Annotated in this window: 20 protein-coding genes and 1 tRNA gene; 14 read left to right on the top strand and 7 right to left on the bottom strand. The window is 34.0% G+C overall.

The annotated features are described in order from the left end of the window. Positions 1-100: 100 nt before the first annotated feature. Both AAFU52_RS05715 and AAFU52_RS05720 read left to right on the top strand, forming a co-directional pair. A complete protein-coding gene (locus AAFU52_RS05715) occupies positions 101-574 on the top strand; it encodes a TspO/MBR family protein (RefSeq protein WP_024772464.1) in 474 nt (157 codons plus the stop codon). 26 nt (positions 575-600) lie between these two features. Further along, positions 601-1170: a TetR/AcrR family transcriptional regulator gene (locus tag AAFU52_RS05720; protein WP_024772465.1), complete on the top strand. Its 570-nt coding sequence runs from the start codon at positions 601-603 to the stop codon at positions 1168-1170. An 82-nt stretch (positions 1171-1252) separates the two neighbouring features. Here the strand turns inward: AAFU52_RS05720 and AAFU52_RS05725 are convergent, their stop codons facing one another. The 3 genes from AAFU52_RS05725 to AAFU52_RS05735 form a co-directional block, all read right to left on the bottom strand. Next, positions 1253-2041 carry a hypothetical protein gene (locus AAFU52_RS05725; protein WP_024772466.1) on the bottom strand — a complete coding sequence of 263 codons (789 nt, stop codon included), beginning with the start codon at positions 2039-2041 and terminating at the stop codon, positions 1253-1255. Between the two features lie 165 nt (positions 2042-2206). Next, complete coding sequence (locus AAFU52_RS05730) at positions 2207-3421, bottom strand: NAD(P)/FAD-dependent oxidoreductase (protein ID WP_438425823.1); 1215 nt, start codon at positions 3419-3421, stop codon at positions 2207-2209. Next, positions 3418-4095 (bottom strand): glycerophosphodiester phosphodiesterase, encoded by a 678-nt coding sequence (locus AAFU52_RS05735; protein WP_438425824.1) that lies wholly within the window; start codon positions 4093-4095, stop codon positions 3418-3420. Before AAFU52_RS05735 ends, AAFU52_RS05730 begins: the two co-directional genes overlap by 4 nt. A 138-nt stretch (positions 4096-4233) precedes the next feature. On the opposite strand from AAFU52_RS05735, the gene AAFU52_RS05740 reads away from it, so the two are divergent. From AAFU52_RS05740 to AAFU52_RS05750, 3 genes are all read left to right on the top strand, one after another. Continuing rightward, on the top strand, positions 4234-4818 hold the full coding sequence (locus AAFU52_RS05740; protein WP_024772469.1) for an RNA polymerase sigma factor: 585 nt from the start codon (positions 4234-4236) through the stop codon (positions 4816-4818). Between the two features lies 1 nt (position 4819). Beyond that, positions 4820-5560 (top strand): hypothetical protein, encoded by a 741-nt coding sequence (locus tag AAFU52_RS05745; RefSeq protein WP_024772470.1) that lies wholly within the window; start codon positions 4820-4822, stop codon positions 5558-5560. Between the two features lie 371 nt (positions 5561-5931). Next, positions 5932-6174 carry a hypothetical protein gene (locus AAFU52_RS05750; RefSeq protein ID WP_051473877.1) on the top strand — a complete coding sequence of 81 codons (243 nt, stop codon included), beginning with the start codon at positions 5932-5934 and terminating at the stop codon, positions 6172-6174. 190 nt (positions 6175-6364) lie between these two features. On the opposite strand, the gene AAFU52_RS05755 is transcribed toward AAFU52_RS05750, so the two are convergent. Then, positions 6365-7543: an acyl-CoA dehydrogenase family protein gene (locus AAFU52_RS05755; RefSeq protein WP_024772472.1), complete on the bottom strand. Its 1179-nt coding sequence runs from the start codon at positions 7541-7543 to the stop codon at positions 6365-6367. A gap of 441 nt (positions 7544-7984) precedes the next feature. Between AAFU52_RS05755 and AAFU52_RS05760 the strand changes: the two genes are divergently transcribed. Beyond that, complete coding sequence (locus AAFU52_RS05760) at positions 7985-8302, top strand: hypothetical protein (RefSeq protein WP_024772473.1); 318 nt, start codon at positions 7985-7987, stop codon at positions 8300-8302. Positions 8303-8409: 107 nt separating this feature from the next. Here AAFU52_RS05760 and AAFU52_RS05765 read toward each other — a convergent pair whose 3' ends face one another. Genes AAFU52_RS05765 through AAFU52_RS05775 form a run of 3 tightly spaced genes read right to left on the bottom strand, consistent with a single transcriptional unit; the run spans position 8410 to position 10264 of the window. Continuing rightward, complete coding sequence (locus AAFU52_RS05765; protein ID WP_438425825.1) at positions 8410-9123, bottom strand: tRNA1(Val) (adenine(37)-N6)-methyltransferase; 714 nt, start codon at positions 9121-9123, stop codon at positions 8410-8412. A gap of 58 nt (positions 9124-9181) precedes the next feature. Next, complete coding sequence (gene rimM / locus AAFU52_RS05770; protein WP_024772475.1) at positions 9182-9706, bottom strand: ribosome maturation factor RimM; 525 nt, start codon at positions 9704-9706, stop codon at positions 9182-9184. Between the two features lie 15 nt (positions 9707-9721). Beyond that, entirely contained in the window at positions 9722-10264 is a 543-nt protein-coding gene (locus AAFU52_RS05775) for a 30S ribosomal protein S16 (RefSeq protein ID WP_438425826.1), read from the bottom strand. 344 nt (positions 10265-10608) lie between these two features. Between AAFU52_RS05775 and AAFU52_RS05780 the strand changes: the two genes are divergently transcribed. The 8 genes from AAFU52_RS05780 to AAFU52_RS05815 all read left to right on the top strand — a co-directional run bounded on the left by AAFU52_RS05780 (position 10609) and on the right by AAFU52_RS05815 (position 20088). Beyond that, positions 10609-11448: a DUF6252 family protein gene (locus AAFU52_RS05780; RefSeq protein WP_024772477.1), complete on the top strand. Its 840-nt coding sequence runs from the start codon at positions 10609-10611 to the stop codon at positions 11446-11448. Positions 11449-11663: 215 nt separating this feature from the next. After that, on the top strand, positions 11664-16049 hold the full coding sequence (gene dnaE / locus AAFU52_RS05785; protein ID WP_438425827.1) for a DNA polymerase III subunit alpha: 4386 nt from the start codon (positions 11664-11666) through the stop codon (positions 16047-16049). Between the two features lie 280 nt (positions 16050-16329). After that, positions 16330-17016 (top strand): hypothetical protein, encoded by a 687-nt coding sequence (locus AAFU52_RS05790; protein ID WP_438425828.1) that lies wholly within the window; start codon positions 16330-16332, stop codon positions 17014-17016. Positions 17017-17203: 187 nt separating this feature from the next. After that, on the top strand, positions 17204-17521 hold the full coding sequence (gene trxA / locus AAFU52_RS05795) for a thioredoxin (protein ID WP_024772480.1): 318 nt from the start codon (positions 17204-17206) through the stop codon (positions 17519-17521). 142 nt (positions 17522-17663) lie between these two features. Continuing rightward, the gene (locus AAFU52_RS05800; protein ID WP_024772481.1) at positions 17664-18593 is read left to right on the top strand and encodes a DUF58 domain-containing protein; all 930 of its coding nucleotides are present in this window, start codon (positions 17664-17666) and stop codon (positions 18591-18593) included. Positions 18594-18679: 86 nt separating this feature from the next. Continuing rightward, positions 18680-18753: transfer RNA gene (locus AAFU52_RS05805), tRNA-Asp, on the top strand. A gap of 151 nt (positions 18754-18904) precedes the next feature. Beyond that, positions 18905-19162: a GIY-YIG nuclease family protein gene (locus AAFU52_RS05810; RefSeq protein ID WP_438425829.1), complete on the top strand. Its 258-nt coding sequence runs from the start codon at positions 18905-18907 to the stop codon at positions 19160-19162. A 194-nt stretch (positions 19163-19356) separates the two neighbouring features. Further along, positions 19357-20088, top strand: a complete 732-nt coding sequence (locus AAFU52_RS05815; RefSeq protein WP_024772483.1) for an SIMPL domain-containing protein — start codon at positions 19357-19359, stop codon at positions 20086-20088. Positions 20089-20293 lie beyond the last annotated feature (205 nt).

Raw genomic sequence — 20293 nt, forward strand, 5'->3', positions numbered from 1 at the left:
ACTTTTAAGTTTCATCATAAAGTTCTAATGCATAAAGCCGGTTTAAGCGCATTGGTAGTAAAAATAAATTGCTATTTTAGTACTGTGCTAACTTGTTTCAATGAAAAAAAAGTTATTTCGGATTGGTATTGCGGTATTGATATGCGGTTTAATCGGTTTTTTGAGTAGTATTGCTACTCAAACTTCTGTTAATACTTGGTATGCTGCCTTAAACAAGCCTTCTTTTACTCCGCCAAATTGGATTTTTGGACCAATGTGGATTCTGCTGTATATTATGATGGGAGTTGCAGCTGGAATTGTTTGGAGCAAAGGCTTTTATCATAAATGGGTAAAAACTGCGTTATATCATTTTGGGTTTCAATTGTTACTCAATGCTGCGTGGTCTATTTTTTTCTTTGGATTACAAAACCCGTTGATTGCATTACTGGATATAATTGCCCTATTTATCCTATTGCTGTTTACCATTAAATGGTTTACCGTAGTAAATTCTACCGCTGCCTACCTACTTATCCCTTACGTTGTTTGGGTTGCTTTTGCGACTGCATTAAATTTTGGCATATGGCAACTAAATTAAACCAGGAATAAGGAATATGATTTTTTATGAGTAAAAAAGCAATAGTCTTACAGACTACTCTAGAATTAATAACTAAACAAGGTATTCATGCCACTTCTCTTTCTCAAATTATTAAAGAATCAGGCGTAGCAAATGGAACAGTATATCACCATTTTAAAAACAAAGAAGAGATTATTACAGAACTCTATTTGATGCTCACCCAGGATTTTGGTACGGTCGTCATGCGTAATATCCCAGAAGACGACATAAAGAAACAATTTACCGTGATGTGGCTCAATCTATTCTATTATTTTGTCAATAACCCCCTTGCTTTTATATTTTCTGAACAGATTGCACGTTCTCCAGAAATTCCTCAATCCTTAAAGGATAAAGCAAGGCAATACTATGGTGAAATCGAAAGCTATTTTAAAAAAGGGGTAAAACAAAAAATGTTTAAATCTTATAACACCCTTATTATGGAAGAGCTCTTCTTTGGTAATGTGGTATCATTAGTAAAGATTCATGAGAATGAACAAGTAAAATTACAAGAAAAACATATCAATCAAGCTATTGAGATCTCCTGGAGAGGTTTTTTGAAAGATCAGACAATCATTTAATACAAATTAATAGATAAAATTGTTATAAAAAACACATCCTGCTTTTCAGCAGGATGTGTCTAACTTAGTCTTAGTATTTTAATTAATTAAATACAATATTTACACAAGATTCTTTATATAAGTTCCTAAGTACAAATTCTATTGCTTTTCGAGAATTACTCGTTTGCCCGATTAGCCCTCCTTTATAGGTAAGTTTTCCTGTATTTACATTCCAATAATACTCTTTACTATCAGATTTAACAATGCGCTTTTTGTCTTTGATCATGACTTGAAAAGCATTAAGTTCCTGACTATATTCGAGTCCTGACGGGAAATACATTTCGGTTACAAATTTTGTAGTGCCTTTTTCATAAAAATAGCACACACATTCTCCTATATCTTTTGCTTCAGAGACTCGAACCATATTATTTTGTACGATTTTCCATCCGCCATTAATGCGTATAGCAACCACATCCATTAACATAGTTCCCTTTTCGGCAAGTCTTTTATCGACAAATGATTCAAAATTGATAACCGCAGAAATAGTTCCTGCTCTTTCTTTCTGGCTTTGAAAAACTATTTTATCTATGGTTAGCTTAAATTGATAATTATCATCGTGGATAATATCATCTAACTGAGAAGAAATATCTTTTTTGCTATAATTCTTTCTCACTAAGGTTCCGGATAAATTCACAAAAACAGTATTTCCTCTATATTTTTCATCAAATAAACTCAGTACATCTTCTTTTTGGGTTCCCTCGGTTAACGCATTCATTTTATTGATATAATCTACCAATAATCTTTTTACAGGATCTTTTTCATTAAATGCTTTGACTGGGTGAACACTACTAAATAAAAATATAAGGGTAAGAATAAAAGTAATTTTTTTCATAGTGATGGGGGGTATTAGTTAAACTCCTTTAAGTTACAAAAAATTACTCAAAATCGCTAATATTAACGCACTATTCTTCGCTATAAATTACTTAATTCCAATAGTTTAATTACTGTTTTTAAATTCCTGTTAGTGACTATAGACCATAATTTTATTTTAAAAAAACTATCCAGATATTATCGATTTTGCTGCAATAAAAGCTCCGGTCCATGCATTCTGAAAATTAAACCCTCCTGTGATAGCATCTATATTTAATACCTCTCCTGCAAAATATAAATTCTGACACTTCTTACTTTCAAAAGTTTTAAAATTGACTTCTTTAAGATCAATCCCGCCTGCAGTTACGAATTCTTCTTTAAATGTACTTTTTCCTTTTACCTTAAAAACTCCTTGGGTAAGCTGTTCTGATAGTGCTTTAAGTTGAATTTTACTCACATCGGCCCAACGGATATCATTTCTTATTTCTGAAGCCAAAATTAAACTCTGCCAAAGTCTTTTTGGTAATTCAAATTGAGTGTATTTAAATATCTGTTGTTTTGGATGTTGATCTTTGAGCACTTTAAGTCTCCCAAAAATTTCCTCCTGTGAATAGTACTGAAGCCAATTCACTATGATTTCAAAATTATACTGACATGCGTTGAGTTCTATAGCGCCCCAGGCAGAGAGTTTTAAAATTGCCGGACCACTCATCCCCCAATGTGTAATTAACAATGGGCCCTCACTCGATAATTTTGAATGCTTAACCTGTACTGAGGCGTTTGTTACTACACCAGGCAGATTTGCAATTCTTGGGTCTTTACTATTAAAGGTAAATAGTGAAGGAACCGCATCGACTGTCTGATGTCCTAAATCCTGAACTATCTTCCAGATTTTTGGATTACTCCCCGTAGCAATCATTAGTGTTTTAGTCACAAAATCACCCTGACTGGTTTCTACAAACCATTGTTCATCTTTTTGGTAGAAATTTTTAACCGCATGGTTTTTTAAAATTTCTACCCCATATCGTTTTGCCTCGGATAAAAAACAATTGATAATCGTTTCTGAAGAATCTGAAACCGGAAATATCCTACCATCATCCTCTATCTTAAGTGCTACTCCACGGCGGTCAAACCATTCCATCGTATCACCTGTCATAAACGTATGAAAAGGCCCTTTGAGTTCTTTTTCTCCTCTGGGGTAGTTTTTGCTTAACTCATCAGGGATAAATTCTGCATGAGTTACATTGCATCGCCCGCCACCAGATACTCGAACTTTGGACAACACTTCTTTTCCTCGTTCCAGAATAGCTATTTTTAGTTTTGGGTCATTTTCTGCCACATTAATAGCTGTAAAAAAACCAGCTGCACCACCACCAACAATTATTAAATCATAGTCCATCATACAAAATTCGGAAAATCTGTGATGATACCCTCAACTTTCCATGATTTTGATTGTTCCATTTGCATTTCTGTATTTACGGTCCATACATATATCTTGTATCCCCGGTCTTTTGCAAGATTTACGGCATCCCGGGTTAGTGAGAAAATTGGAGGGTGTATAGAAAATGCTTCTAATGCTTCTGCTATAGATAAAACTTCAATTGTATTTACTTCGCTTAGCACACCTATCTTAAAATTAGTGGTAATTGCTTTTAGTTCGAATAACTGTGAGTGATCAAAACTAGAAATGATAAAATGATCGTATTTCCAATCTGTATTTTTGATATATTCTTCTAGTAATGCAATCGTGGGCAGGGCTGTATTTTTGCCTTTCAATTCTATATTAAGTTCGCATTGCGTATTAATCACATCCAGCACTTTACGCAATGTCGGTATCGTAAACCCTTCTTTTGTTTCAAACTGTTGTAGCTCTTTCAAAGTATATTCTAACACATTTCCTGTTCCATTGGTGGTTCTATCCAAGGTTTCATCGTGGATAACTACCAATTCTCCACTTTTACAGCAATGTACATCAATCTCGATACCATCTACTTTATAATGCAAAGCTTCGATGATAGATTCTAATGTGTTTTCGGCAACTAAGCCAGCCGCGCCACGATGTCCGAATATTTTCATGAGTTAGCCTTTTTAATTATAATTTTATATTCTTAATTATATCTTATTCTATTAATCCCAAAGAAACTAAAATTGTTATTTTTACAACAACTTAACATCACCCAAAGGTAACAATCTGTTATTATAGTACATGAACCTATGAATACTACCGAGGATCACAAAATTTTGGAAGGTATCGTCACCGGAAATGAGGTTATCATTACTACGTTTTATAGAAAAAACCTACCTTACATAAGGCAATATGTTCTACAAAACTCTGGTAATGAAGAGGATGCAGAAGACGTATTTCAGGATGCTTTGATTTTGGTATATCAGAAATCAAAAACAGATTCTCTGGATTTACATTCTTCATTACGAACTTATTTTTATGGAGTTTGTAAAAATATGTGGAGAAACAGATTACGAAAAAACAAAAAAATGATTATCACCGAAAAATTACCTGAGGATGCAGAAATAATTACCCCTACAGTTATCGAAGATATAGAACGTAAAGAAAAAGAGCATGTATATCGTAGACATTTCCTAAAACTAAGTGATACATGTCGTGAAGTTTTGAGCTTAATTTTTCAAGGAAATAGCATGAAAGATATTGCACGTATCACTGGATATTCTGAGGGATATACCCGAAAGAAAAAATTCGAATGTAAACGATACCTAATCGAAATGATCGAAAAGGATCATGCTTATCTAGAATTACAACTAAACCCTGAAAAAGGATCATAGTATGGAAAGAACCCCAGAAATATTCGAAAAAATAGAAGGGTATCTTGCACATACGTTACCTAAAGAAGAAGCAATCGCTTTTGAAAAAGAATTAATTGCTAATCCAGAACTGCAAGAAGAAGTTGAAAAACACAGAGTTTTGCATAAAACCTTAAGTGATAAGGATACTTTGGATTTTAAAGAAAAATTAATGCAGATCAGTGCTACTATCAAAGAAGAACAGAGCCATCCTCCTGCTCCGACATCTTCTCCTTCCTATTGGAAAATTGCAGCATCTATTGCGATACTATTGGGGGTAGGAATGCTATTCTGGTATACATATACCAATCAGCATAATACTCAAGATTTATACGGTGTTTATTATGAGCCCTTCCCTGTAGAAGACGCAATGCGAGGTAATACCGATAATGAAATGCAGAGCATTATAAAAAATTATGCTAAAGGTGCTTATGATTCTGTAGCGGTTGTACTAGAAAAACACCCAAACTTAGATAGCCAACTACAATTATATCTGGGTAATAGTTATTTAAATATTAATCAGGAAGAAAAAGCGGTTTCTTTGTTTAAAGACATTAAAAGTAGTGGCAAGTATTATGAAATTGCCAAATGGTATTTATCGCTCACCTATTTAAAATTAAATACTCCTAAAAAAAGCATTCCACTGCTTAAAGAAATCATTACCTATAACGGAGCATATAAAGATAAAGCTACAAGATTACTTACAGCGTTAGAAAAAAAATAGGGATTATTTACAACACTACCTATTTATCTATATTCACCTAAACTAGACTTTACAGATCTCAAAAGGGTACTGAAATAAGGTTAATATAATCCTATAAAACCTAATCTTTTTATATCTCCCCCCTCTCGATACAGGATGTCGAAATACTTGTCTTTTAACATACCACACTCACAACTATAGTCTTCAAAATAAAATATTTAGCACTAATCAAACTCTAAAAAGATTACCTGTAAAAAAATAAGGTATGTGAGGTAACAAAATGATATGTCGTGACATAAATATATAAACCCCATATATATTGATTAATCTAATAATTCAATCTTCACTCTAAAGAAACAATTATGAATGTTATCATCAAACACGTTGAGCTTATGAATCGAATCGACCAACTAATTCGTTTGAAAGCTACAGGGAATCCTGTAGAACTAGCAGAACGACTGGGAATTTCAAAAACAAAACTCTATCGTATCATCAACATCATGAAGGATCTAAATGCTCCTTTAGAATATGATATCGGTCTACAGAGTTATGTCTATGTAAAAGCTGTAGGATTTAAATTTGGATTCTTCACAAAAGAAAGAAGTACAAAAGAATTACACACTTCTGTGGGATAAAATATTAATCTGATCTGTCAAATCAGATCATTTTCACACAAAAAAACCTGAATAGTTTTATGCTTATGTTAAACTGAGCTTGTCGAAGTGATTAGAAAACTGATAATAAACGGTCTTCGACAGACTCAGATTGACAAATCATATACTTGTATTTTTCAGGCAACTTTGATACAAGAGATTTCAGAACTTCTTATTTAAAAGCAGACATCCCGGTAATATCCAGTCCTGTAATTAGTAAATGAATATCGTGTGTTCCTTCATAGGTAATTACACTTTCGAGGTTCATCATATGACGCATGATGCTATACTCACCCGTGATTCCCATTCCGCCAAGAATTTGTCTGGCTTCTCTTGCAATCTTAATTGCCATTTCTACATTATTACGTTTTGCCATAGAGATTTGTGCGCTAGTTGCTTTACCCTCATTACGCAACACTCCTAATCGCCATGCTAATAATTGTGCTTTTGTGATTTCGGTAATCATTTCTGCCAGTTTCTTTTGTTGTAATTGCGTTGCTCCAATAGGTTTATCAAACTGAACACGCTCTTTGGCATATCTTAACGCAGTATCATAACAATCCATAGCGGCACCAATTGCGCCCCAGGCAATACCATATCGTGCAGAATCCAAACATCCCAGCGGTGCACCAAGTCCACTTTTCCCTGGTAATATATTTTCTTTTGGCACTTTTACATTATCAAAGATTAACTCTCCTGTTGCAGATGCACGAAGCGACCATTTATTATGTGTTTCTGGGGTTGTAAACCCATCCATACCACGCTCTACTACAAGCCCATGGATTCTTCCTTCTTCATTTTTGGCCCACACCACCGCAATATCAGCAAAAGGTGCATTAGAAATCCAAAGTTTAGCACCATTAAGTAAGTAATGATCCCCGTTATCTTTAAAATTAGTAGTCATCCCACTAGGGTTTGATCCATGATCTGGTTCTGTAAGACCAAAGCATCCTATAAATTCTCCAGATGCCAGTTTAGGTAAGTATTTTTTTCGTTGTTCTTCAGAACCGTATTTCCAAATTGGATACATCACCAACGAAGATTGCACAGAAGATGTAGATCGTACACCAGAATCTCCTCGCTCTATCTCCTGCATGATCAAACCATAACTAATCTGGTCCAGTCCAGCACCACCATATTCTTCGGGTATATAAGGTCCAAATGCTCCTATTTCTGCAAGTCCTTTAATAATCTGCGTAGGGAATTCTGCACGTTGTGCAAAATCTTCTATAATAGGAGATACTTCGCGTTTTACCCAACTACGAGCAGCATCACGAACCATTTTATGTTCATCACTCAATAATTCGTCAATCTGGTAATAATCTGGTGCCTGGAATAAGTCTGGTTTCATTTTTAAAATATTTTCTAAATTACTGCATATAAGTGCAAAACAAATGTAGGTAATGCTAAAAAAGCAAGCAATTTTTTTGACATTTTTAAAGAAATTGATCATTCTGCTATTACATTTAATATCTTTTGACCAAAAAGTTATCCAAATACGTTACTTTATTGCATCTATTCCTGATAACAAAGTAAATTTAATTTTCTACAAAGGTTAAAATTAGCCACACCTGTCTACTAAAAAATTTGTGTATAATTTCCGCAGTTCACTTCTTTTTTCTACACAAATAAAACCCAGAAAAAGAAAAAGTATTAATTCAAAAAATCCATAAATATCTAATTATCAAGTATTTACATGTATAATCAACATCTCTCATTTCTTCTGGCATAATTATTCTATATATAAACACATAACAGATTAAAATTTATTAAAACTAAAATTATAATAACAATGAAAAATTTATTTGTATTACCGGTATTAGCTTTTGGATTATTAGTAGGAACTCAAAGCATGAATGCTCAGGAAGTAGCTTCTAATGATGATACAGAAGTAGTTGCCCCTGTTCAGGAAAAATATATAGACCTAGCTGTAGAAAACTTACCTCAACCTGTTCTTGATGCAGTTGCAAAAGATTATGCTGGTGCGACTATCAAAAGTGCTGGAGCCAAAGAAGATGCTTCAGAATTTAGATTAGTATTGAAGCAAGGTGATAAAGAAATGGAAGTTTTCTGTGACGCAGAAGGAAAATGGATTTCTAAGAAGGGATAAACCTTTGATGGTACATAAAGAAAGTTTTAATTTATGGTGATATAAATTAAACTGTAGAGTGATTGAATTTAGAAAAGGAAGATATATATCTTCCTTTTTTTTATGAATCACATTTTTAGATAAAACGCTTTAGTAAGCTTTATATATGCATCGGTATATTGATGACGTTGCGTTTCTATAATCAATTCATCCGCCTCAAAATCCATTTGATCTCGACCAAACAACAACAGACTTCTTTTAATCTCTGAAGCTGGTGTGCCTTTTACTCTCGTGATTTTTTGCGGAAACAAATTTACCTGTGCAGCTATATCAATAATACGTGATTCTTCTTTATATGGTATAATCATTGCAAATCGTCCCTTATCCGATAACAGTCTTGATGCTCCAATTAAAAGATGTTCAAAAGGTAGAGCATCTTCGAATCTAGCCATATCCCGTTTGGCATCAGAAGTTTTATAATCCTCTGCATAAAATGGAGGGTTACTTATTAGCAAATCATATTGATCGTCAATTTCTGCCACAAATTCCTGAAAAGAGGCATGGTAACAAAATAATCTATCTCCCCAGGACGACGCCTCAAAATTTTCGACTGCCTGCTCATAAGCATCTGCATCAATTTCTATAGCATCAATCACCTCTGCTTGAGAACGTTGCGCTGTCATTAAAGCGATCACTCCCGTTCCTGCTCCTATATCAAGAATTGAGGTTATAGCATTACTAATAGGAACCCAAGCTCCTAGTAGCACTCCATCTGTACCTACTTTCATGGCGCATCGATCCTGATGGATCGTAAAGTCTTTAAATATAAAAGGCTTAGTCATATGTTAACATTCATCGAGAAACAAAAGCCCGGGTATTTATCGGGAGGACAAAATAAAATTAAAGATACAAATCAATGAGTCCTTCGGGAGTATGAACAGTAATCGTTTTTGATTTTCTATCAATTTTATCAATAAATTCATCATTCATAGGAATAAGAATCTCGGTACCTTTACGATCAATTTCGAATAAAGCTTGAGCCGTTGTATCGTTAATAGCTTTAATAATTCCTACTTCTCCAAAAACACTATCAATAATCGTAAAACCAATTATTTCGTGGTAATAAAACTGAGTTCCTTCAAGTTTTGGTAATAGTGTAAGTGGTAAATATAGCTCTGTTTTCATGAGGTCATCTGCATCTTCTTCAGAATTTACATCCTCAAATTTTATACGTAGTAAATCACTTTTATGTAGCGAACATTTTTCAATAAAAAATGGAACCAGATTATTGTTATAATGAACAAATACTGATTCCATTTTCGTATAACTTTCGGGTTCATCGGTATCCAGTTTAACCAATACCTCACCCCTAAAACTAAATTTACTTACGATTTTACCTAGATAGAAGCATTCTTCTTTCTTCATCGTGAATAATTACAACTATTCTTCTTCGTTGCTAGCTTCCTCTGTTACTTCTGCTTCTGCAGTAGCTTCGACAGCTTCTTCCGCTTCAGCAGCAGCTTCTTCTACTTCTTCTGCTTTTGCAGCAGCTTCACGTTTAGCATTAACTTCTTTTTCAGCTTCCAAAGCTTTCGCTTTTTCCGCTGCTTCAGCTTTTGCTAACGCATCTTTCTTAGCATCAACAGATCCTTCTTTTTCTGATACCCAAGCCTGATATTTTTCTTCAGCTTGTTCTTCTGTTAAAGCACCTTTTCGTACTCCACCAGCAAGGTGATTCTTTAATAAAGCTCCTTTATAAGATAAGATAGCTTTTGCAGTATCAGTTGGTTGTGCACCATTCTGTAACCACTTTACAGCACCATCAATATCTAAGTCAATACTTGCAGGGTTTACATTAGGATTATAAGTTCCTAATTTTTCAAGAAATCTACCATCTCTTTTTGATCTAGCATCTGCTGCTACGATCCAGTAAAAAGGCTTTCCTTTTTTACCGTGTCTCTGTAATCTAATTTTAACAGGCATATATAAATTAATTTTTGGGTACTCGACCCTATTCATAATTAAGGCCGCAAAGGTAATTATTTTTAATCAATTCAAATCAATAAATAAAAGTTTATTCTCTGTAAAATAATCATTTACATAAGTAATACATAAAAAACCGATTCATAAACTCTGTTTTTATGAGGAAAAACACCTCTATCTTTTGATTTTTATTAGGAAAAAATATCATTTTGTGTATTTCATCGATAAAATATGCTTTTTTTCGATGAAAAAGTTGTTTTCTTAATATTTTCATTATATGTTTGTAGGTGTAAACATATTTTTACGGTTTTTCCGTAATAAAATCATACTAAAGCCCCAAGCCTATGATTAAAAAAATTACCCCTCTATTGGCAGTAATCTGCCTTTTTTTAACTTCATGCTCTACAGATATCGAAATAAACACACCAGCTTTACAAGCAAAAATTGACGGTGAGTTATTTAGATCATCTATAAAAAAAGCTGTTATTTATGATGATGGTACATTGGTAATATCAGGAAGCTCGGGAGATAAATCTATAAGCTTTACGACTACATCTACTAATGTTGGAACCTATAAAACAGCTCTTCAAACCATAAGTAAGGTTAGTTTTCAAAAAAATCAAACAAAATTCATTTCTAAAGACGGAGAAACCGAAGGGGAAGTGTCAATAACAGAAATATATAATAATGAAATTTCTGGTAATTTTCATTTTAAAGACCTTAAAGATGATAATGGTAATCCAATAAATTTTAATAATGGATGGTTTTATAGATTACCATTAGAAAATGGTACAATTGAAGAAGAAGTAACTCAGGAAATTAATCCTTGTTTACTTAATGCTTCTTTAACCGCTATGGTTAATAATACTGAAATGATTACTGATGATCATACTGCCAAATTATTTGGTGTAGATGATGCCTCCATTCTCATTACTGCTACCAATGAAACTGAAGAAGTTAACATTGTATTTATGGCAGATGTAGCACCAGGCACATATCCATTAACCGGATCTGGAAATTATAGCGCCTCTTATGAAGTAAATAATGATAAGTCTTCTGCATTATCAGGAACCCTTATTATTACTAATCACGATATCGAGACCAAATGTATTAGTGGAAGTTTTGAATTTGAAACCCGAAGTGGTTCTCAAATATCACAAGGCTCCTTTGATTTTGGTTATTAATTTAATTACCCCTAAATAATTACCCTACTCGACTTTGCTCATGAAAAGCGATCATTTATGAAATGATCGCTTTTTTCATACCCCTATTTTCTTGTATCGACTACACTAAAAACTATGGTTAATAATTCTGGATAACTTTTCGAAAATCAAAGTATCATTTTAGTTATTTTTGAAAGTCCTTTGTAAGGGATAATTTTCTTGAAATACCTCTTTTTATGTACTTAGTTTTTGATACTGAAACCACCGGGTTACCAAAACGATGGGACGCCCCTATTAGCGACACCGATAACTGGCCAAGATGTATACAAATTGCATGGCAGTTACATGATGCTATGGGAAACTGTATCGAACACCAAGATTACCTTGTACGACCCGATGGATTTAATATCCCATATGATGCAGAAAAAATTCATGGTATCTCGACCGAGTTAGCAACCCAAGACGGTATTACATTACAAGAAGTATTAGACAAGTTCAATATTGCTCTATCCAAAACCAAATTTGTTGTCGGACAAAATGTTGGATTTGATGTTAATATTATGGGTGCAGAGTTCTATCGTCTTGACGTAGAAAATAAGTTACAGGAACTTCCTGTTTTAGACACCTGTACCGAAATCACAGCAGGATTGTGCCAAATTCCGGGCGGTCGTGGTGGTAAATTTAAACTCCCGACACTTACAGAACTTCATCAACATCTATTTGGCACTGCATTTGGCGAAGCACATAATGCTACTGCCGATGTAGAGGCCACTACCCGATGTTTTTTTGAATTGATTCGTAAACAGGTTTTTACAATCGAGGAACTTGATGTAGAAACAGATTATTTTCAAAATTTTGCAGAAACTAATCCTGAAACGATTCAGTTAATAGGATTAAAACATATCAATCTTAAAAAAGCTTCTCAGAAAATTCAAGAAGCACTTTCTAAAAAAGAAGATTCTGACTTATCCCAACAAGAGATTGATGATAATATTGCTGCTCTGGATGAAGTTAACTTTACCCACCTGCATAATCATACCCAGTTTTCGGTATTACAATCAACAACCAGTATTCCTGATTTAATAAATGTAGCTGCACAGCATAAAATGAATGCTGTTGCCATGACAGACCATGCTAATATGATGGGAGCTTTTCATTTTGTACAGGGAATCTCTAATCACAATGCAGCTATAAAAGCAGCCAATGCGGAAGCAATAGAAAATGGACAAGAACCAGAAGGTGTAGAGATAAAACCTATTGTAGGTTGTGAGTTTTTTGTTTGCGAAAATCACACAGACAAGTCGAGAAAGGATAATGGATATCAAATTGTATTATTAGCCAAAAACAAAAACGGATACCATAATTTGGCAAAAATGTCCTCAACTGCTTTTGTTAATGGATTTTATTATGTTCCCAGAATTGACAAAGAAGTCATCAAACAATATAAAGAGGACATCATTGTTCTCACCGGAAACTTATACGGAGAAGTCCCTAGTAAAGTCCTTAATATTGGAGAAAAACAAGCAGAAGAAGCATTACTATGGTGGCATCAAGAATTTGGCGATGATCTATACATTGAGATTATGCGTCATAATCAAGAAGATGAAAATAGAGTAAACCAAGTATTAATCCAATTCGCAAAAAAACATAATATTAAGACCGTTGCTACCAACAACACATATTATTGCGAAAAGAAAGATGCTAATGCACATGATATTCTTTTATGTGTAAAAGACGGAGAAAAGCAAGCTACTCCTATTGGTCGTGGCAGAGGATATCGATATGGCCTACCAAACCAGGAATATTACTTCAAATCTCAGGAAGAGATGAAAGACCTCTTCAAAAATCTACCAGAAGCGGTCATAAATATCCAGGAAATCGTAGATAAAATTGAGCCTTTTGTACTTGCCAGAGATGTATTATTGCCTGCGTTTGATATCCCCGAAGAATTTAGATCCGAAGAAGACCTGGTCGATGGAGGTAAACGAGGTGAAAATAAATATTTAAGACATATCACTTACGAAGGTGCAAAAAAACGATATGGAGATATAACTCCCTCAATCGATGAGCGTCTGGATTTTGAATTACAGGTAATCGAAAAAACCGGATACCCAGGATATTTCTTGATTGTAGAAGATTTTATTCGAGCCGCTCGTGACATGGATGTCTCTGTAGGTCCTGGACGTGGATCGGCTGCTGGATCTGCAGTAGCCTATTGTCTGTGGATCACTAATCTTGATCCTATTAAATACGATTTGCTTTTTGAGCGTTTCTTAAATCCAGATCGTGTAAGTATGCCCGATATTGATATTGATTTTGATGATGAAGGCCGAAGCCGTGTCATGGACTATGTAATTGAAAAATACGGTTCCAATCAAGTAGCACAGATCATTACTTATGGTACAATGGCTGCCAAATCTTCAATACGAGATACCGCGCGAGTATTAGATCTTCCACTTGGTGATGCAGATCGTATTGCAAAGCTTATCCCTAACATGTCAAAACTCGGAAAGATTTTTGGTGTGGACGAAGCTACATTAAAGAAAAAATTTAGAAGCGACGAATTAGAAAAAGTTAATGAACTTCTTAATATCGCCGAAGGCAGTGATCTCGAAGCAGAAACACTTAACCAAGCCAGAGTATTAGAAGGCTCTGTTAGAAACACCGGAATTCATGCTTGTGGAGTTATCATAACACCAGATGATATTACCAAATTCGTCCCTGTAGCATTAGCTAAGGATTCTGAAATGTACTGTACACAGTTTGACAACTCTGTAGTTGAAAATGCAGGACTACTAAAAATGGATTTCCTGGGGTTAAAAACATTAACCTTAATTAAGGATACTGTTAAGATTGTAAAAGCAAAACATGGAGTAGAACTAGATCCCGAAAACTTCCCTCTTGATGATGAAGAAACCTATGCTCTTTTCCAAAGAGGAGAAACTGTAGGGGTATTCCAATATGAATCTCCCGGGATGCAAAAATACATGAAGGAACTTAAGCCTACTGTTTTTGCCGATCTTATAGCAATGAATGCCTTATATCGTCCTGGGCCATTAGAATACATACCTAGTTTTATCAATAGAAAACATGGTACAGAGGAAATCATTTATGATCTTGAAGCTTGTGAAGAGTACTTAAAAGAAACCTACGGAATTACGGTTTATCAAGAGCAAGTGATGTTGCTTTCACAAAAATTGGCAAATTTCACCAAAGGTGAAGCCGATGTACTACGTAAAGCAATGGGTAAAAAACAAAAGGCAGTTCTTGATAAGATGAAGCCTAAGTTTATAAAGCAAGCTTCAGAAAAAGGTCATGCAGAAGATAAACTAGAAAAGATATGGAAAGATTGGGAGGCTTTTGCTGCCTACGCATTTAATAAATCTCACTCTACCTGCTATGCCTGGATTGCTTACCAGACAGCATATCTAAAAGCACACTATCCAGCAGAATATATGGCGGCTGTGCTTTCTAATAATATGAACGACATCAAACAGGTTACCTTCTTTATGGAGGAATGCAAACGTATGAAACTGGATGTACTAGGACCCGATGTAAATGAATCCTATCGTAAGTTTTCGGTAAACAAAGATGGAGCCGTTCGTTTTGGAATGGGAGCCATTAAAGGTGTAGGAACTGGTGCTGTAGCTACCATAGTAGAAGGCCGAAAAGAAGATGGACCATACAGATCTATCTTTGACCTTGCCAAACGTATCGATCTTCGTGCAGCTAATAAAAAAGCATTCGAAAGTTTAGCTTTGGCCGGAGGTTTTGATTCCTTTTCTGAAACTCATAGAGGACAATATTTTCATGAAGAGGGAGATGGTATTACTTTCTTAGAAAAAGCAGTACGATATGGATCCAAATTTCAGGAAAGTGAAAACTCTTCACAGGTAAGTCTATTTGGAGAGGCTAGTGATGTACAAATCCCCGAACCCATAGTACCGCCTTGCGAAGAATGGGGAACAATGGAAAAATTAGCACGTGAAAAAGAAGTCGTAGGAATATACCTCTCTGGTCACCCCTTAGATGATTTTAAATATGAAATGAAATATTTCTGCAATGGCACCTTGCTCAATTTTGCAGATCTCGAAGGTAATATTAATCGTGAAATCTCTTTTGGAGGAGTAATTTCTAACGTAGAACATCGTACATCCAAAAATGGTAAAGGCTGGGCTACTTTTATGATAGAAGATTATAACACAGCTCACGAATTCAGGATTTTTGGCGAAGAATACCTAAAACATCGTCCTTTCCTGGTAAAAAGCACCTTTGTATATTCCAAAGCTTTTATTAAAGAAGGCTGGGTAAACCGTGATACTGGTAAAAAAGGAGATCCCAGAATACAATTTAATAGCTTTCAATTATTGCACGATGTAATGGAAACCTATGCAAGAAAACTTACAATCCAAATGGATATTAATGAGCTTTCTGATTCTAGAATAGATGACTTAAAAGAATTGCTAACAGAGCATACTGGAAATCATACACTCAATTTTGTAATTTATGAAATGGCCGAACAGTTAAAACTGCACATGCCCAGCCGAAAACAAAAAGTAAATATCTCTCCAGAATTACTTGTTGCTCTTGAGGATGAATCCATATACTATAAATTAAACTAAAACATAATACCTTACACTTATACACAGAAGTTATCGCGTATAATTGATTAGATTTATGAAAGAAAAGACAGGTAACTAAAAACTATTAAATCGAACACGATTTCCTTATATCAACAAAATCACCAAAACTTCTTACTATCTGATTTTCTTGACATAAGGCAAGAACTTTAGCTTAGAAAGCTGCTACATTTGTTCTTAATGTATATTTAAAATAGCATTAAACACTAATTACTCATAGTGTTAGAACAAACAACAACCTTGTTAGATATAAAACCCTGTTATGTTAGAAAATTTAGCTCCTTATATTTCAATTATTTTTATTATCACCACTTGCATTAGTGTCTTTTTATTTTATATAGCATCTCATAGTTCCAAAAGAGTTTTGTTTCTCATTATAGTATGGGCAAGTATACAGGGGATACTGGGGTATTCATCTTTTTATTTAGACACTTCATTACCTCCTCGCTTTAGTCTAGCAATTATACCCCCTTTATTACTTGTTGCTATTTTGTTTTTTACAAAAAAAGGAGAAACATTCATTGGTCAGCTTGATATCAAAATACTCACAATACTTCATACCATAAGGATACCTGTAGAATTAGTTTTATACTGGTTATTTTTACATAAATCAATACCAGAGCTCATGACTTTTTCGGGGAGAAATTTTGACATCCTTGCAGGAATAACAGCTCCATTTGTATACTATTTTGGGTATATACATAAAATTCTTTCTCCAAAATTTCTATTAGGCTGGAATTTGATATGCTTATCACTATTATTATTTATAGTAATAAATGCCATACTTTCCTTTCCTTTCCAGTTTCAGCAGTTTGCTTTTGACCAGCCTAATGTCGCTTTGTTCTATTTCCCATTCGTGTGGTTGGCATCTGTAGTCGTTCCTATTGTATTATTTTCTCATCTGGTTTCAATACAATATTTATCCAAACAACTCAAAATTCTAAAATAATTCAACTTATACCGATCATTTTTGAGATGTAATTTGCTATAAAGTAATACTTTCATATTATATTTGGTATCAGAAAATCAAATAACCCTATAGTCAAAACAAATATTACTGATGTAAGCTTTGGCAGAATTATTGACTAATTTTGTGAATATTAAAATAACAAGAATTTTTTAAATAATAAATAACTATGGCACTAGAAATAACAGATGCTACTTTTGATGAGGTAGTACTTAAAAGTGATAAACCTGTATTGGTTGATTTTTGGGCGGCTTGGTGTGGTCCATGTAGAATGGTAGGCCCTATCATCGAACAAATTAGTGAAGAATATGACGGAAAAGCCGTTGTTGGTAAAGTAGATGTTGATGCGAATCAAGAATTTGCTGCCAAATATGGTGTAAGAAATATTCCTACAGTATTGGTTTTTCAAAATGGAGAAGTAGTAGGACGTCAAGTAGGAGTTTCTCCTAAGAATGTATATGCAGAAGCATTAGATTCTTTGATGTAAAAGACTATCATTAAAAAATAAAAAAAGGTTTGACTTATAAGTCAAACCTTTTTTTATGAATACTAATTTTGTAATACGTATATTGTTATCATTAAAAAATTAAGAATATAGATCTTCGCTTTTTTATAAAAGAATATTACCTATGGACATTCAAAAAGAGATTAATAAAACCGGAGGGTTCACTAATCTGGAATTACTTGCCAAGCAAGTTGTAGAAGGTTTCATATCGGGTATGCATAAGAGTCCTTTTCATGGTTTTTCTGCTGAGTTCGCAGAACATAAAGTGTATAATAATGGAGAAAGCACCAAACATATAGACTGGAAACTTTTTGCTAAAACAGATAAGCTATTTACCAAACGTTATGAAGAAGAAACAAACCTGAGATGTCATATTATTATCGATAATTCTTCTTCTATGCATTACCCTCATGTAAAAGAACATCGTCTAGGTTCATTAAATAAAATTAGCTTTTCAGTTTTAGCCACAGCTTGTTTGATGAATATCCTTAAAAAGCAACGTGATGCCATCGGATTAAGTATTTATAGTGATGAATATGATTATTACGCCCCAGAAAAAGGTAGTGAGAGGCATCATCAAATGTTACTTAATCAATTAAATAAAACCATAACAAGCACCTCCAAAAGCAAGAATACAGATACTTTTAAGTTTTTACACCTGATTGCCGAAAAAATACATCGCCGGTCATTGATTTTTTTGTTCACTGATATGTTACAAGCTACATCTAATCCTGAAAAATTATTTGAAGCTCTTAGACATCTTAAATACAACAAACACGAGGTTATTCTCTTTCATACGTTTGATAGTGAGAAAGAATTAAATTTTGACTTTAGTAATCGACCTACCCGATTTGTAGATGTAGAAACAGGCGATCATATTAACCTATACGCAGATAATATAAAAGATAATTATCAAAAAGTAGTATCTTCTTATTTTTATGATCTAAAAATGAAATGTGCTCAATATGGTATAAAATATGTTGAGGCTGATACCACAAAAGATTTTGATAAAATATTAACCACTTATTTTGTTGAAAGACAGAAATTTACATAAGCTAAATATTATAAAAGCAAAAAAAACAAAAAAAACATTTGCGGGTAATAAAATGAGGTGTATATTTGCATCCGCAATAAGGCCTTGGTCTGGTAGTTCAGTTGGTTAGAATACCTGCCTGTCACGCAGGGGGTCGCGGGTTCGAGTCCCGTCCAGACCGCAAAATTGCAAAAAAGCTTCAATTTATGTTGAAGCTTTTTTTAGCAAGAAAATGTTGTGTTGTTCCCGAGTTATTCGGGATGGTTTAGTAGTAAACCGATGAGAAGCTTTTCCATAAATTTGGAGAGGCTTTTTTTAATTCCAATAGAAAAATGAATCCAATATATACCGTCTACATAATTCAGAGCTTGAAAGACGATTCTTTTTATATTGGATACTCTGCAAATATTGAGGAAAGAATAAACAAACACAATAGTGGAAACAGCAGATATACTTCCAAAAAAATTCCATGGAGATTAGTCTATACCGAGGAGTTTTCTTCAAAAAGTGATGCTATAAAAAGAGAACGTTTTCTCAAAAAACAGAAAAATAGAAATTTCTACCTCAGATTAATCCAAAATAAAAATTGAGATCGCGGGTTTCCCGAGTACTCGGGATCCAGACTGCAAAATTGCAAAAAAGCTTCAATTTATGTTGAAGCTTTTTTTAATTTAGGAAAGAATCGATCTAACCCAAAACATGCAGCAGTTAAATATCCCTGTATTCGGGGGATTTCAACATCCTATTTATACTTACCTTAGACCTTGAGTAAAATTTCAAAAAAATGAAAACTAATATTAGTTCTGTTCTTTTTTCGTTAGCCATTGTCATTTCTTCTATAGTTTTAGGGAATGCCTATATGAATCGCAATAAACCCAAAAGAACAATTGCCGTTACAGGACATGGTACCACCAATTTCACTTCGGATCTCATCGTTTGGGAAGGAGGATTCACCAAAGCAAATATCGACCTGCAACAAGCATATAAAAACCTTAAGGAAGATAAAAAAACAGTTACTGATTATTTAAGCTCTAACGGGATCGATATAAAAACTGTAGTTTTTGATGCAGTAACAACCGATCGTATCACAAAACCAAATTATTCTAATGCTGGCAATTATCTTGGTGAAAGCTTTACTGGATATCAACTCTCACAAACCATAAAAATAAACTCTAACGAAGTTGAAAAGGTTGAAAAAATATCTAGAGAAATCACAATGTTATTAAACAAAGGTGTCCAGTTTTCTTCAAAAAAGCCTCGGTATTACTATACAAAACTTGCAGAGCTCAAAATCGAAATGATTTCAAAAGCAACCGAAAATGCACAATTAAGAGCAGAGAAAATAGCTAAGAATTCTGGATCAACACTCGGCGAGCTAACTCTTGCCAAAATGGGTATTTTTCAAATAACTGGTAAATATTCGGGAGAAGATCATTCCTGGGGCGGTGCACTAAACACTTCTTCGAGAGAAAAGACAGCTGCTATTACTACAAAACTCATCTACACACTAAAATGATTTTTCTACAGTGATGTTGACATAAGAAAGCAAAAAAATCATCTTTACATTGTTGAAAAAATAAAATTACATATGTTATTCTTGTGAAAAATGTTAAAATATCAAATACAAAACATGTTTTTGTCTTAAAAAAAACACCAAAAACGACTTTCTGGTCATTCTTTAGCAAAATCCTATAATTAACTAATAATAAAGACATTAAGGT

The sequence above is a fragment of the Aquimarina macrocephali genome (assembly GCF_051627225.1).
GTDB classification, from domain to species: domain Bacteria; phylum Bacteroidota; class Bacteroidia; order Flavobacteriales; family Flavobacteriaceae; genus Aquimarina; species Aquimarina macrocephali.

Coding starts and splice junctions, on each gene's coding strand:
- AAFU52_RS05760 (WP_024772473.1), top strand. CDS start 7,985: ATGAAAAATTTATTTGTATTACCGGTATTAGCTTTTGGATTATTAGTA.
- rimM (WP_024772475.1), bottom strand. CDS start 9,706: ATGAAGAAAGAAGAATGCTTCTATCTAGGTAAAATCGTAAGTAAATTT.
- AAFU52_RS05715 (WP_024772464.1), top strand. CDS start 101: ATGAAAAAAAAGTTATTTCGGATTGGTATTGCGGTATTGATATGCGGT.
- AAFU52_RS05810 (WP_438425829.1), top strand. CDS start 18,905: ATGAATCCAATATATACCGTCTACATAATTCAGAGCTTGAAAGACGAT.
- AAFU52_RS05730 (WP_438425823.1), bottom strand. CDS start 3,421: ATGATGGACTATGATTTAATAATTGTTGGTGGTGGTGCAGCTGGTTTT.
- AAFU52_RS05775 (WP_438425826.1), bottom strand. CDS start 10,264: ATGCCTGTTAAAATTAGATTACAGAGACACGGTAAAAAAGGAAAGCCT.
- AAFU52_RS05750 (WP_051473877.1), top strand. CDS start 5,932: ATGAATCGAATCGACCAACTAATTCGTTTGAAAGCTACAGGGAATCCT.
- AAFU52_RS05790 (WP_438425828.1), top strand. CDS start 16,330: ATGTTAGAAAATTTAGCTCCTTATATTTCAATTATTTTTATTATCACC.
- AAFU52_RS05800 (WP_024772481.1), top strand. CDS start 17,664: ATGGACATTCAAAAAGAGATTAATAAAACCGGAGGGTTCACTAATCTG.
- AAFU52_RS05755 (WP_024772472.1), bottom strand. CDS start 7,543: ATGAAACCAGACTTATTCCAGGCACCAGATTATTACCAGATTGACGAA.
- AAFU52_RS05780 (WP_024772477.1), top strand. CDS start 10,609: ATGATTAAAAAAATTACCCCTCTATTGGCAGTAATCTGCCTTTTTTTA.
- trxA (WP_024772480.1), top strand. CDS start 17,204: ATGGCACTAGAAATAACAGATGCTACTTTTGATGAGGTAGTACTTAAA.
- AAFU52_RS05765 (WP_438425825.1), bottom strand. CDS start 9,123: ATGACTAAGCCTTTTATATTTAAAGACTTTACGATCCATCAGGATCGA.
- dnaE (WP_438425827.1), top strand. CDS start 11,664: ATGTACTTAGTTTTTGATACTGAAACCACCGGGTTACCAAAACGATGG.
- AAFU52_RS05815 (WP_024772483.1), top strand. CDS start 19,357: ATGAAAACTAATATTAGTTCTGTTCTTTTTTCGTTAGCCATTGTCATT.
- AAFU52_RS05740 (WP_024772469.1), top strand. CDS start 4,234: ATGAATACTACCGAGGATCACAAAATTTTGGAAGGTATCGTCACCGGA.
- AAFU52_RS05720 (WP_024772465.1), top strand. CDS start 601: ATGAGTAAAAAAGCAATAGTCTTACAGACTACTCTAGAATTAATAACT.
- AAFU52_RS05745 (WP_024772470.1), top strand. CDS start 4,820: ATGGAAAGAACCCCAGAAATATTCGAAAAAATAGAAGGGTATCTTGCA.
- AAFU52_RS05735 (WP_438425824.1), bottom strand. CDS start 4,095: ATGAAAATATTCGGACATCGTGGCGCGGCTGGCTTAGTTGCCGAAAAC.
- AAFU52_RS05725 (WP_024772466.1), bottom strand. CDS start 2,041: ATGAAAAAAATTACTTTTATTCTTACCCTTATATTTTTATTTAGTAGT.